The organism is Knoellia sinensis KCTC 19936 (genome assembly GCF_000768705.1).
Taxonomy (GTDB): Bacteria; Actinomycetota; Actinomycetes; order Actinomycetales; family Dermatophilaceae; genus Knoellia; species Knoellia sinensis.
This window is the reverse complement of the sequence record NZ_AVPJ01000014.1, coordinates 63,437-76,902: the sequence shown is the minus strand read 5'-3', so window position 1 is coordinate 76,902 and position 13,466 is coordinate 63,437. Positions and strand designations below refer to the sequence as shown.

The following is a 13,466-nucleotide window of genomic DNA, read 5'->3' as shown; positions in this document are numbered from 1 at the left end:
GTTGACCTACTCGGTGCGGTTTGTCAGCGCACGACCTTGAGGTTGAACTCCGCCGAGCCCAGCGCACCCCAGAGGCGGAGCCACAACGGCAGCCACATCTCCGGCCCGCGGGCGGTCGCGATGTCGCCCAGGTCGATGACGTCGGCGTGGCCGAAGCTGCGGAGGAGGTCGGTGACCAAGGACTTGGCCTCGGCGTCGTTGCCGGACACGAAGACCGACGAGTCCTCGGACAGGCGATCGGGGTCGACCATGAGGTCGGCCGTGAGCGTGTTGAGGGTCTTGACGACGCGAGCGTCGGGGTAGGCGCGCTGGATCTGCTCGGCGAGAGAGTCCGAGTCCTTGACGAACAGCGTGGGCGGCATGCCTGCCGAGAAGTCCAGCGGGTTGGAGATGTCGACGAGGACCTTGCCCGCGAGAGCATCGGAGCCGGCCGCCTCGAGGACCTCGAGCGTGGCGCCGCCGTTGGTCGCGTTGACGACGAGCTCGGCGCCCGTCGCGGCGTCGGCGAAGGTGGCAAGGCTGACCGCAGTGTTGGCGTCGAACCACTCGGCGTCACGCTCGCGGGTGACCTCGGGGTCGCGGGTGCCCACGGTGACGTCGTGGGCGAGTTCGGCGAGGCGGGTGGCGATGGCGCGACCGACCATGCCGGTGCCGAGGACTGCGATCTTCATGGATTCTCCTGGGTGTGAGTCGTGAGAGCATGGGTAGACAGACCTGTCTGCTCATCTGTTGTGTAACGTAGCAGACAGATCTGTCTACTCACAACCGGCCTCGAGAAGGAGAGTCATGGCGGCCACCACGACCACGGACGTGAAGCCCAGCGCGCGCGACCGCATCCTCGATACCGCCTTCCGGCTCTTCTACGCCCACGGGATTCGTGCGGTCGGAGTTGATCTGATCATCGGCGAGTCGGGTGTGGCGAAGGCGACGTTCTACAAACACTTCCCGTCCAAGGACGACCTCGTCGTGGCCTATCTCGACCGCGTGGACGAGGTGTGGAGCGGGCAGCTGCACGCCTCGGCGGCAGCCGCCGGGCCGGAGGCTGCGGACCAACTCGTGGGGCTTTTCGATGCGCTGGTCATGGCATGCCGCCGGGATGGCTATCGGGGCTGCGGGTTCATCAACGCCGCGGCCGAGTCAGAGCCGGGTGGCCGCATCCACGACCGCACTGTGGCGCACAAGACCTCGGTGCGCTCATGGGTCGCCGGACTGGCCCGGGAGGCCGGCGCGCGCGATCCCGACGCGTTGGCCCGTGCGCTCACGCTGCTCCTCGACGGTGGCCTCGCGAGCGGGTCCCTCGACGCCTCGCCGGACGCACCGGCGATGGCCAAGACTGCAGCCCGCGCGCTCGTCGACCAGGCCGTCGGGGTGTCCGCGCCTCGACCCTGACGGCGCGCGTGGTGTCGCGGGGCTAGGTTCGGCCTGTGCACGACGAGAGAAGGGACGGACGCGACGGGCCTGAGGGGCTCGACGATCTCGACGGGTTCGACGACCTCGAGGAGGAGACGCCGAGCCAGCATCGCGAGGTGCTGCGGCTCGCCCTTCCGGCGTTCTTGGCGTTGGTCGCCGAGCCGCTCTTCCTCCTCACCGACTCCGCGATCGTCGGGCACCTCGGCACTCCGCACCTCGCCGGCCTCGGGGTCGCGAGCGCGATGCTCCTCACCGCGGCCAATATCTTCGTCTTCCTCGCCTATGGCACGACGTCGGTCGTGGCGCGCCAACTGGGCGCCGGCAACCGTGGCGGCGCCATCGCGGCGGGGGTCGACGGTGTGTGGCTGGCGGTCGGGTTGGGCGCCGTCACCGGCGTCATCATCGCCGTCCTGGCCGAGCCGATCTGTCGTCTCTTCGGTGCGTCGCCGGAAGCGCTCGGACACGCCGTCACCTATCTACGGGTGTCTGCGATCTCGATCCCGGCGATGCTCGTGGTGCTCGCCACGACAGGAGTGCTGCGCGGTCTGCAGGACACACGCACGCCGCTCGCAGCAAGCGCACTCGGGTTCACGAGCAACATCGCCCTCAACCTGCTCTTCGTCTACGGATTCGGTTGGGGCATAGCGGGATCCGCACTGGGCACGGTCATTGCGCAGACCGGAATGGCGGCTGCCCTGGTGGTCGTGTTGATGCGCGAGGCACGCCGACATCACGTCACTCTCCGGGCACATCCGGGACGGATCCTCGGAGCGGCACGTACCGGCATACCTCTGCTCATTCGCACTCTCGCGCTGCGCGGCGTCCTGCTCGTCACCACGTGGGTGGCCGCCGATCTGGGGGACGTCCCACTTGCGGCGTACCAGGTGTCAGCGACGATCTGGAGCTTCCTCGTCTTCGCACTCGACGCGATCGCCATCGCTGCTCAGGCTCTGACGGGCAAGGCGCTCGGTGAGGGCGACCTGGCCCGAACCCGTTCTGCCACAAGGCTGATGATCCGGTGGGGCGTCATCAGCGGCATCGTCCTCGCGATCGTGGTGCTGGCCCTCCGGACGGTTTTGCCGCCCCTGTTCACCGGGGACCCGGCGGTCCAGGCGGCCATAGGCGCGGCCCTGATCATCGTGGCCCTGTCGCAGCCCCTGAGTGGCTATGTCTTCGTCATCGACGGAGTGCTCATCGGCGCCGGCGACGGCTCGTGGCTGGCGCGGGCGATGGTCGCGAACCTCGTCGCCTACCTCCCGATCATCCTCGGCGTGCACCTCATGGGTGACTGGCTGCTGGCCGACGGTGGTGCGGGCGGGACGCGGGGCACGAGCAACGCAGTGACGTGGTTGTGGCTGGCCTTCACCGCGTTCATGGCAATCCGTGGGGTCCTCATGTGGGCCCGGGTCCGCACCGACCGGTGGATGGTCACGGGCGCCACCCGCTGAACTCCGAGCCTGCTGAACTCCCGTTTATTGGGATGCGCGCAGCGCCACGGTCTCCTACCGTGGTCGTTCATGGGAACGGTGAAGCAGTAGGTCGGGACGTCGCGTCGAGCACTGCTCCGCGGCGGGTCCTCTGCGCGCCACCCTGCTGACCTCCGTGCGGTGGCGTCGAGACCTCCCGTCAATCCGGCACGACCGTGCCGAGACCACAGCCTCTGATGCCCTGACCACACGCGTCGGGTCACGGCTGGGAATGCGAAGCCATGAAGCCCACCGCCTCACCTTCACTCGTGCCGTCGCATCAGACGGCTCGCGACGCGATCCGCGCGTCGCGCACTTGCACGCTCCGGAGCGCGACCGTGCGATACGCCGACCACGTCGTCCTGCGCGAGGTCGACCTCCCCATCGAGCCCACCGAGCGCCTCGCCGTCATCGGAGACAACGGCTCCGGCAAGTCGACCCTCCTGGCACTGCTGGCCGGTCGCGTCCCCCTCGTGGCCGGCGAGCGGCGCGTCCACCTCCCCGGAGGGTTCGCGTTCGCTGAGCAGCGGCCGAGCTTTCCATCGGGGGCTTCCGTCGCCGATGCGCTGGATGCGCTCCTCGCCGACCTTCGAAACCTCGAGTCCGAGATCGTCACTGCCTCAGACGCGATTGCTGCGGCCGTGGAGGAGGATCAGCCGGCCCTGCTGGCCCACCTCGCACGACTCACGGACCGATTCGAGGCTCGGGACGGGTACGGCGTCGACCAGCGCGTCGCGGCTGCGCTCGACCAACTCGGTCTCGGCGGTCTCGAGCACGCCCGGCCGGTCGCCGACCTCTCCGGGGGCGAACGAGCCCGGCTCGCCCTCGCTGCCGCGATGTCGTCCGAATCCGAATTGCTCCTTCTCGACGAGCCGACGAACGACCTCGACGACGCGGGCGTCGCGTGGCTCGAGGACCGCCTCGAACGTCACCGCGGCGCCCTCGTCGTCGTGACCCACGACCGCGCCTTCCTCGAGCGGTTCGCCACCTCCGTCCTCGTCGTCGCCGACGCTCGCATCCGGCGCTACGGCAACGGGTATGCCGGCTACCTGGCTTCTCGTGCCGCCGAACGTCGTCGGCTGCTCACCGAACACGAGGCCTGGCGAGCGGACCTCGCGCGCAACGAGGCCCTCATCGCCGCCAACGCGTTCCGGCTCGACGCCATCCCCCGCAAAGCCGCCAAGGCCGGGTTCGGACATGGTGCGTTCAAGCCGCGCGGGCGCGACCACGGCGCCATGGGTCGCATCCGCAACGCGAAGGAGCGGGTCACGAGGTTGAACGCCATGCCAGCACCTCGGCCGGCGGACCCGCTGCGCTTCGCCCCCGCCTTTGCGGAGCGCCCTGCCGTCGGCCCGGCCGCGAGTGCAGTGGACGCACCGTTGCTCACGGTCGAGGACCTCAGGCTCGGTGGAACGGCGACTGCCGACGCTGGGACCGGCGGCCCGCGTCTCGAGGTGGAGGCTCTGCAGATTCATGCGGGCGACCGCTGGCTCGTGTCCGGACCAAACGGAGCCGGCAAGACCACCCTGCTCCGCGTCCTTGCCGGGCACCTCGCACCGGATGCCGGTTCGGTCGTGCGCGTTCAGGGGACGCGTGTCGCCACCTTGCGTCAGGACCTGGCGTCAGCACCGGGAGGCACCCTGTTGGCCGCCTTTGCCCAAGCGATCGACGCCTACCCGGAGGACGCCCGAGAGCGACTTGCCGGTCTGGGGCTCTTCGAGGCGCGTGACCTGGACCGTCCCGTCGTGGACCTGTCCGTCGGGCAGCGTCGCCGGCTCGATCTGGCTCTCGTCATGGAAGCCCCGAGCGACGTGCTGCTACTCGACGAGCCGACCAACCACCTTGCCCCCGAACTCGTCGAGCAACTCGAGGACGCACTCGTCGACCACCCCGGGGCGGTCATCACGGTGACCCACGACCGTCGCTGGCGCCAGCGGGCGAGTGCCGCGGGGGGCGTGCGCCGCCTCGAGGTCGCTCCCGGAGGCCGCGTGACCGTGCTGCCAGCGTCAGGAGACCCCGACTGAGGCTTCACGGCGCGGGTCACCGGCCGCGCGCAGCTCACCGTGCCCACCGTCCCCACCATCAGGGCCTCGGTATGCCGCGCCGACGCCTCCGAAGTACATCGAGAGATCGCCGTGGTCGAGTCCCTGCAGCCCGGCTGCCGCGATGGCCTCCTCGAGTTCGGCGCTCGCCTCATGCTCGACGATCGGCTCGCCCGTGTCGTCGAATCGCACGTGCATCCGCGGCGCCTGGATCGCGTCATCCAGGTCCGCGCCCGCGAGGCACAACTGCGACAGCACCTGCACCAGCGCGGTCGTGATCCGGTCAGCACCCGGTGAACCCACGGCGAGCACCCGCCCGTCCGCGGCACGTGCGACCGTCGGCGCCATGTTCGACGCAAGCCGAGTCCCCGGCGTCAGCGCGTGCAGTCCGAGCCGGTTGAGTTCGGGCTCACCCAGAGCGTTGTTGAGGAGCAACCCCGTCCCCGGAATCGTCACACCCGACCCATAGCCGCTCGACATCGTCACCGCGCACGCCAGCCCGTCGGAGTCGACCGCCGAGATGTGCGCCGTCGATGCCGATGTCGGCAGCCCGGCGAGGCCGTGACGCTCCACTGAAGCGAGGAGGGCGTGCCCATCGGCGTCGAGGTCGCGCGAGAAATCATGGACGCGCAGCCGATAGGCGAGGACGGCCCGCTGGATCCGCAGGATCTCGCCCCAGCCCGGCCCACCTCCGGCGTGTCCCGTGCCGAACCGTCCAATTGGGTGAGTTCGGTACGGGTCCCGGGTCCCGCTCCCTGCCCCTTCCGCTGTGCGTAACCGTCCAATTGGGTGAGTTCGGGACGCGCGGGCGAGTTCGGTGAGCATCACGGCGAGCATCGGCCCACCGATCGACGGCGGCGGATTGACCGCGACGTCCCAGTCGCCGATCGTGCGTCGCACCGGCTCCCGATCCACGACCTCGTATGCCGTGAGGTCACCTTCGGTGATCAGCCCACCGTTCGCAGCCATGTCGGCTGCGAGCGCCCGACCCACTTCACCGGTCGTGAGCAGCGAGGCGCCCTCGCGGGCCACTGTGTCCAACACGTCCGCCAACTCGAGGTTGTGTGCGAGATCGCCTGCGACATAGGGCGATCCGTCCTCGCGACGAGTCACCGCCCGAGCCCCCGCGTCATGCCCGAAGAGGTTGTCCTTGACCAGATCCAGGTAGCGCGCTGCCGCCCCGCCGATGGGATAGCCGTCCCGACATACCTCCGCCGCGGGCGACACGACAGCACCCCACGACGCCGAGCCGAAGCGCGCCACGGCACTCTCGCACGCGAGAAGGGCGCCGGGCACCGCGACCGAGCCGTGGCCGGCATACAGGGTCACTCCGCCGCCATAGGTCGTCACAACCTCACGGACCCCGGCCCCGAACGCCTCTCGCGGCAGGCCCATTCCCGGCATCGCGACGTTCCCGTCGATGACGACCGGCTCCCCGGACGCGGGCCAGATCGTCACGTAGGCACCACCGGCGAGGCTGACGATTCCGGGCTCGCTGCTCATCGACGTGACGGCGGCAGCGATGGCCGCGTCCACGGCGTTGCCGCCCTGAGCGACGACGGCCTGACCGGCACCGAGCGACGCCGGCCCCGTCGCGGCGATCGCCACCTGCCTGGCAGGACTCATGGTTGGCATCCTCGCACCACCGGTACCGTGACGTCCGTGAGTCTCGCGCCCCTGGGAATCATCGCCGGCACCGGGTTCTACGACCTCGAAGCGCTCGACGACGCGCACACGGAGACGGTCGAGACGGCATACGGGACCACGTCTGTGACCCGAGGGTCCTGGCACGGGCAGCCCGTCGCCTTCGTGGCTCGGCACGGGCTCGGGCACAAGGTGCCGCCACACCGCGTCAACTACCGCGCGATCATCCGGGCGCTCGCCGACCTCGGGGTCCGCGACGTCATCGCCGTCAACGTCACCGGTGGCATCGACTCGGACGTCGAAGCCGGCGAACTGGTGTGCCTCGACGACTTCCTCGACTTCACCCACGGACGCGAGGGGACGTTCCACGACGGCGACGGACCCGAGGGTGTCGTGCACACGGACATGACCACGGCCTACGACCCGCTGCTGCGCGGCGAGATCCTCGACGCCGCGAGCTCGATCGGACAGCCGATCATCGACGGCGGTGTCTATGTCTGCTTCGACGGGCCGCGGTTCGAGACCCCTGCCGAGATCCGGCTCGCCGCGCTCGCCGGCGGGACCGTGGCCGGGATGACGGGCGTCCCGGAGGTCACGCTCGCCGTGGAGGCAGGCCTTCGGTATGCCGCGATCAGTCTCGTCGTGAACCCTGCGGCGGGCGTCGGATCGGCTGAGCCCATCTCGATGGACGACCTCGACGCGGTGCTGACCTCGGGCGCGCCGAAGGTGATCGCCGTGATCGACGAGCTGGTGCACACGCGGTCGGTCTTCACTGCCGACGAGGGCCACGGCCCCGCATGAGTGACGCGCGGGAGGGGCGATGCGGTCCCCCTCCTCGACGATGGGAAGATCGTCCACCAGCAGCCGCACCGCCAGCAGTTCAGGAAGTCTGATTCATGCGTACCGCCGAGCAGGTCATCGCCGATCTTCAGATGAAGCCGATCCCCGGCGAGGGGGCATGGTTCGTCGAGGGCCCGCGCACCCAGGCGCTGTCCTCGATCCAGGTGCTGCTGACTTCGGAGGCCGACGGCTTCTCGGCGATGCACAAGCTCGCCGTCGACGAGGGCTGGCAGTGGCTCGACGGCGCACCGGCGGCGCTGCTCCGCCTCAAGGAGACCCCCCGCCGCAAGACGGGCACCCTCACGCTGATGCACGAGGGGCGCCGGCAGATGCTCGTCCGGGCCGGCGTCTGGCAGGGCGCGGCCACGATGGGTGAGTGGAGCCTGATGTCGTGCTGGTGCAGTCCCTCCTTCCGCCCACAGCACTTCACGCTCGGGGATCGAGATGCGCTGACCGAGACCTTTCCCGGGTATGCCGCGGAGATCGCTGCGCTGACCCGCACCTGACGTCGTCGTCAGGTTTTGCCATTGCGCTCCCGTCACCGGTCGTCCCATGAGCACGTCGGCGGGGTCCTGCGGCAGTCGTGGTACGGCTGCGGCGATCGCGGGTCGATAACACTTCTACCGACAGGTTCAGAACTTCGGGCATCCGGGTCTACAGTGCGTAGCCATCTGGGTCGTCGACTGCGGCCCACGGAATGAAGGAGCACCCCTTGCGTCACGCAACCAAGCTGGCTGCAGTCATCGCGACTGCCGCGCTCGGTCTGTCGGCCTGCGGTTCGTCAGACCCCGACCCGGGCACCACCACCGGGTCCACCGGCACCAACACCGCCGCAGCGGGCGAGAAGCTCGTGGTCGGCATCGCGTACGGCGTCGGCGGTCGTGGCGACCAGTCGTTCAACGCGTCGGCCGCCGTCGGTCTCGACAAGGCCAAGGCCGAGCTCGGCGCCGAGTTCAAGGAGGCCACGCAGGTCAACGGTGAGGCCCAGTCCGCCACCGAGGAGCGCCTCCAGCAGTTCGTCGACGCGGGCGCCACCCACGTCATCGGTGTCGGCTTCGCCTACGCCAAGGCCATCGGCAAGGTCGCCAAGGACAACCCCGACGTCGCCTTCGCGATCGTCGACGACGCGTCCCCCGACTCCACCGCCCCCAACGTGGCCAACCTGGTCTTCGCCGAGGAGCAGGGTTCGTTCCTCGTGGGCGCGGCAGCCGCCCTCAAGTCCAAGACCAACACGGTCGGCTTCGTCGGCGGCGTCGGCGTCGACCTCATCAAGAAGTTCGAGGCGGGCTACAAGGCCGGCGCCGAGGCTGGCAAGGCCGGCACGGTCGTCAAGAGCCAGTACCTCTCGCAGCCGCCGGACTTCTCGGGCTTCAACGACCCGGCCAAGGGCAAGACGGCCGCTGAGGGCCTCTTCCAGGGCGGGGCGGACGTCGTCTACCACGCTGCTGGTGGCTCCGGCTCCGGTGTCTTCACGGCTGCCAAGGCCGCCAACGGTCTCGCGATCGGTGTCGACTCCGACCAGGCCCTGACTGCCGCACCGGACGTGCGCGACATCATCCTGACCTCGATGGTCAAGAAGGTCGACGTGGCTGTCTTCGACTTCCTCAAGAACGGAAGCGAGGGCACCGACCTCACCGGCGTCAAGACCTACGACCTCAAGGCCGGCGGCGTCGACTACGCCACGACTGGTGGCAACGTCGACGACATCAAGGCCAAGCTCGACGAGCTCAAGGCCCAGATCGTCGCGGGCACCATCACGGTCCCGACCAAGTGAGCTAGTCCCAACCCGCTGCAAAAGCCAGCGAGTTGGGCGACACGGCCCGCGTGGCGCGATAGCGTCATCGCGGGCCGTGTTCCGTCCCCGGCACTGTCGCTGCACGGTCGTGGCCCTCGGGTCTCCACGTGCTGACCCGGGTGCCATCGACCAGCAACGCCCGGAGTTGATTCGGGCACGGACGAGGAGTGTGTCCCATCTCTGCATCCGCCCCAGCCCCGTCGCCGTCACCCGTTCAGGGCGACGACTTCGCCGTGGAGCTCGAAGGCATCACGAAGCGCTTCCCGGGTGTCGTCGCCAACAAGGACATCGGGTTCAAGGTCCGGCGAGGCACGGTTCACGCGATCGTCGGCGAGAACGGCGCCGGCAAGTCGACCCTGATGAAGATCCTCTACGGCGTTCAGCGACCTGACGAGGGCTCGATCCGGGTCGACGGCAAAGAGGTCAACCTCCACTCCCCGTCGGACGCCATCGCCGTGGGGATCGGCATGGTCTTCCAACACTTCCAGCTCGCGGACAACTTCACCGTCCTCGAGAACGTCACCCTGGGAGCCGAGAAGCTCCACGGCATCGGTGACGCCGCTCGGACCAAGATCCGCGAGATCTCCGACTCCTACGGGCTCGACATCGACCCCGACGCGCTCGTCGCGGACCTCGGCGTCGGCGCGCGCCAGCGCATCGAGATCCTCAAGGTCCTCTATCGCAACGCGCGCATCATCATCCTCGACGAGCCCACCGCGGTCCTCGTGCCCCAGGAGGTCGAGGAGCTGTTCGACAACCTGCGCGGGCTCAAGGCCGAGGGCCTGACGGTCCTGTTCATCTCGCACAAGCTCGACGAGGTCCTGTCGGTCGCGGACTCGGTCACCGTCATCCGTCGTGGCACGACGATCGACACGGTGGACCCGAAGTCGGTCAACGCCCGCCAACTCGCCGAGTTGATGGTCGGCTCACAGTTGCCGACCCCGGAGACCGAGGAGTCCACGGTCACGGACAAGGTCGTGCTGCGCACCGAGGACATCGTCCTCGCCGGTGGCGCCGCGACGCGCAACGTCCTCGACGGCATCAGCCTGACGATCCGCGCCGGCGAGGTGCTCGGCATCGCGGGAGTCGAGGGCAACGGTCAGGCCGAGCTCGTCGAGGTGATCATGGGGATGCGCGAGCCCACATCGGGCCTCGTCTTCCTGCACGACAAGGACATCAGCGACTGGCACGTGCGAGAGATCCGCGAGGCGGGCGTCGCCTACATCCCCGAGGACCGGCATCGCCATGCGCTCCTCCTCGAGGCGCCGCTCTGGGAGAACCGCGTCCTCGGACACCAGACCGAGGAGCCCAATGCCAAGGGTGGCCTCATCAACGCCGCCGGTGCGAAGGCGGACACGGAGCGGATCGTCCGCGACTACGACGTGCGGACGCCGTCCATCCACGTCAAGGCTGCTTCCCTGTCCGGTGGCAACCAGCAGAAGCTCATCGTCGGGCGCGAGATGAGCCACCAGCCCAAGGTCCTCGTCGCGGCACACCCGACTCGCGGTGTCGACGTCGGCGCCCAGGCGAGCATCTGGGACATCATCCGGACGGCGCGCCGTGACGGCCTCGCGGTCCTGCTGATCTCGGCCGACCTCGAGGAGCTGATCGGCCTCTCGGACACGATCCACGTCATCCTGCGCGGCCGTCTGACCGGCACCTTCGACCCCGACACGGTCACCGCCGAGGACCTCGGTGCCGCCATGACCGGCGCCACCGGCCACGAGCCGGGCGGCGACGTCGACCAGCCCAGCGCTGACGCCAGCGCCCACCCCGGCGCGGCCCCCAGCGCCGACCCCGGCGCGGACCCCAGCGTCAAGCCCAGTGACTCGAAGGACGCTCGATGAACCGCATCAACCCGCGCAAGGCGCTGCTCGGGATCGCAGCCCCCGTCCTCGCGCTCCTCGTCGCCTTCCTGATCACCTCGTTGCTCCTCGTCCTCTTCGGTGACCCGGTGGGGGAGGTCTGGAAGACGATCCTGTCGTGGCCGAGGCCGCGGCAACTCGTCCAGATCATCAACGAGGCGACGGTGCTCTACCTGTCGGCGATCGCCGTCGCCGTCGGCTTCCGGATGAACATCTTCAACATCGGCGTCGACGGCCAGTACCGCGTCGCTGCCTTCGCCGGTGCGCTGTTCGCCGGTCAGGCGTGGTTCCCCGGCCCCCTCAACGTGCTGCTCACCCTCATCGTGGCGATGGCGGCCGGTGGCTTCTGGGCCTGGATCGCTGCCTACCTCAAGGTCAAGCGCGGCGTGTCCGAGGTGATCAGCACGATCATGCTCAACGCGATCGCCACCGGTGTCGTGCAGTGGCTCCTGCTCAAGGTGGCCGTCAAGCAACCCGGCAGCAACACCATCTCGACGGAGCCCATCCCCGAGAGCTCCCAGCTCGAAGGGCTCGCACTGATCCCCGGCGCGACCAACAAGGTCTACACACTCATCGTCCTCGCCGTCGCGGTCGGGTTCGCCTACTGGTTCGTCCTGGGCAAGACCCGCTTCGGCTTCGACCTGAGGGCGACCGGGCAGTCCGAGTCGGCCGCCGTCGCGAGTGGAGTCAAGGTGCCGCGCATGGTCGTCACGACCATCGTGGCCTCGGGCGCACTCGCCGGACTCATCGGCATGCCGCTGCTCTTCGGGCAGGACCACAGCTACGGCACCACGTTCCAGGCCGGCCTCGGCTTCGCCGGCATCGGGATCGCCCTGCTCGGGCGCAACCACCCGATCGGCATCGGGCTCGCAGCGCTGTTGTGGGCGTTCCTCAACATCCAGTCCAATGCCCTGCAGATCCAGGCCGGGGTGGCGACCGAGGTGGTCAACATCATCCAGGGCACGATCATCTTCGCCGTCGTCGTGGCCTACGAGCTGATCCGACGTGCTGACGTCCGGCTCGAGCAACAACGCGTCGCGCGCGAACTGGCCAACGCCGGTCAAGGCACCCCGGCACAGGAAGGAGCCCCGGCATGAGCGCCGCCGGTCTCGATGTCGGCACCACCAAGGTGCCAACCAAGCCCTCCCGACGTCGCCTGACGCCCCGTCACTGGGCGCTCATCGTCTTCGGAGCGATTCTGCTCATGTCGGTGCTGCGCGTCGTCACCGGCGCCAACGACCTCGCCTCGTCAGGTCTGCTCATCGCCGCCTTCGGGCTCGCGGTGCCGATCGCGATGGCCGGCCTCGGCGGCCTGTGGTCCGAGCGCGCGGGCGTCGTCAACATCGGCCTCGAGGGCATGATGATCCTCGGCACCTTCGGCGCCGGGTTCCTCGGCTACCACATGGGCGCCTGGTGGGGACTGGTCGGAGCGATCGCCGGTGGCGTCATCGGCGGCCTCATCCACGCGGTGGCGACGGTGATCTTCGGCGTCGACCACATCGTCTCCGGTGTCGCCCTCAACATCATCGCGCTCGGCTTCGCCAAGTACCTCTCGGTCCGCTTCTTCTCCGGGCTCCCGGGCGGCGGTCCCACGCAGTCCCCCCAGCTCCCGCAACTCCCATCGGTGACGGTCCCGGGCCTCTCGGACTCGCTCGGGACACTCGAGGAGAGACACATCTTTTTCGTGTCCGACCTGGCCGGCGTCCTGCGGGCGCTCTGCACGCGGGTGTCGATCGTGACGATCATCGCGGTGCTCCTGTTCGTCGCGACGTGGTGGATCCTGTGGCGCACGGCCTTCGGACTGCGCCTTCGTTCGGTCGGTGAGTCTCCGGTGGCTGCCGAGTCCCTCGGCGTCAACGTCATCCGCTACAAGTTCATCGCCGTCGCCGTCTCCGGCGGTCTCGCGGGCCTGGGTGGCGGATTCCTCGCTCTTGTCGCGGCCAACCTCTTCCGTGACGGACAGACTGGTGGTCGTGGATACATCGGCCTCGCCGCCATGATCTTCGGCAACTGGCGACCCGGTGGCCTGCTCGCCGGCTCGGCCCTGTTCGGCTACACAGACGCAGCGCAACTGCGTGGAGGTGGCACAACGGTGCACGCCTTCCTCCTGGTGTTCGCCATCCTGCTCATCGGCATCGGGATCTGGCAGGTGGCTCGTCGTGGTCGTCTCGTGCAGGGTGTCCTGGCGATCGTCGTGGGTCTCGGAGTCGGGGCCTGGTACTTCCTGACCGACACCATTCCGCAGGAGCTGTCGGGCACGACGCCCTACGTCGTCACGTTGCTCGTCCTGGCGTTCGCGTCACAGCGATTGCGCATGCCAGCGGCTGATGGCCAGATCTATCGCAAGGGCGAGGGCCACTAGCGCCCGAACCTCCCCACCTTTCGCGCGACCTACCGGGCAGGA

The 13,466-nt window shown here is 69.0% G+C and carries 11 protein-coding genes; 9 read left to right on the top strand and 2 right to left on the bottom strand.

What is annotated here, in order from left to right; all coding sequences use genetic code 11:
• Positions 1–23: 23 nt before the first annotated feature.
• Positions 24–671: an NADPH-dependent F420 reductase gene (locus N802_RS15435; RefSeq protein ID WP_035917930.1), complete on the bottom strand. Its 648-nt coding sequence runs from the start codon at positions 669–671 to the stop codon at positions 24–26.
• Between the two features lie 115 nt (positions 672–786).
• Here N802_RS15435 and N802_RS15430 point away from each other — a divergent pair, with 115 nt between their 5' ends.
• The 3 genes from N802_RS15430 to N802_RS15420 all read left to right on the top strand — a co-directional run bounded on the left by N802_RS15430 (position 787) and on the right by N802_RS15420 (position 4,900).
• Positions 787–1,389 carry a TetR/AcrR family transcriptional regulator gene (locus tag N802_RS15430; protein ID WP_035917928.1) on the top strand — a complete coding sequence of 201 codons (603 nt, stop codon included), beginning with the start codon at positions 787–789 and terminating at the stop codon, positions 1,387–1,389.
• Positions 1,390–1,526: 137 nt separating this feature from the next.
• Positions 1,527–2,858: an MATE family efflux transporter gene (locus N802_RS15425; protein ID WP_035917993.1), complete on the top strand. Its 1,332-nt coding sequence runs from the start codon at positions 1,527–1,529 to the stop codon at positions 2,856–2,858.
• Positions 2,859–3,175: 317 nt separating this feature from the next.
• Positions 3,176–4,900, top strand: coding sequence for an ABC-F family ATP-binding cassette domain-containing protein (locus N802_RS15420; protein WP_052110033.1), 1,725 nt, complete (start codon positions 3,176–3,178; stop codon positions 4,898–4,900).
• On the opposite strand, the gene N802_RS15415 is transcribed toward N802_RS15420, so the two are convergent.
• Positions 4,883–6,544 (bottom strand): gamma-glutamyltransferase, encoded by a 1,662-nt coding sequence (locus N802_RS15415; protein WP_052110025.1) that lies wholly within the window; start codon positions 6,542–6,544, stop codon positions 4,883–4,885. The genes N802_RS15420 and N802_RS15415 overlap by 18 nt on opposite strands.
• A gap of 36 nt (positions 6,545–6,580) precedes the next feature.
• On the opposite strand from N802_RS15415, the gene N802_RS15410 reads away from it, so the two are divergent.
• From N802_RS15410 to N802_RS15385, 6 genes are all read left to right on the top strand, one after another.
• Positions 6,581–7,363: an S-methyl-5'-thioinosine phosphorylase gene (locus N802_RS15410; RefSeq protein ID WP_052110032.1), complete on the top strand. Its 783-nt coding sequence runs from the start codon at positions 6,581–6,583 to the stop codon at positions 7,361–7,363.
• Positions 7,364–7,458: 95 nt separating this feature from the next.
• Positions 7,459–7,908, top strand: a complete 450-nt coding sequence (locus N802_RS15405) for a cupin domain-containing protein (RefSeq protein ID WP_035917922.1) — start codon at positions 7,459–7,461, stop codon at positions 7,906–7,908.
• 206 nt (positions 7,909–8,114) lie between these two features.
• Complete coding sequence (locus tag N802_RS15400) at positions 8,115–9,176, top strand: BMP family lipoprotein (protein ID WP_035917989.1); 1,062 nt, start codon at positions 8,115–8,117, stop codon at positions 9,174–9,176.
• A gap of 254 nt (positions 9,177–9,430) precedes the next feature.
• Complete coding sequence (locus tag N802_RS15395; protein WP_245613964.1) at positions 9,431–11,044, top strand: ABC transporter ATP-binding protein; 1,614 nt, start codon at positions 9,431–9,433, stop codon at positions 11,042–11,044.
• Complete coding sequence (locus tag N802_RS15390) at positions 11,041–12,159, top strand: ABC transporter permease (RefSeq protein WP_035917920.1); 1,119 nt, start codon at positions 11,041–11,043, stop codon at positions 12,157–12,159. Before N802_RS15395 ends, N802_RS15390 begins: the two co-directional genes overlap by 4 nt.
• A complete protein-coding gene (locus tag N802_RS15385) occupies positions 12,156–13,424 on the top strand; it encodes an ABC transporter permease (RefSeq protein WP_035917919.1) in 1,269 nt (422 codons plus the stop codon). The genes N802_RS15390 and N802_RS15385 overlap by 4 nt, the downstream gene beginning before the upstream one ends.
• Positions 13,425–13,466 lie beyond the last annotated feature (42 nt).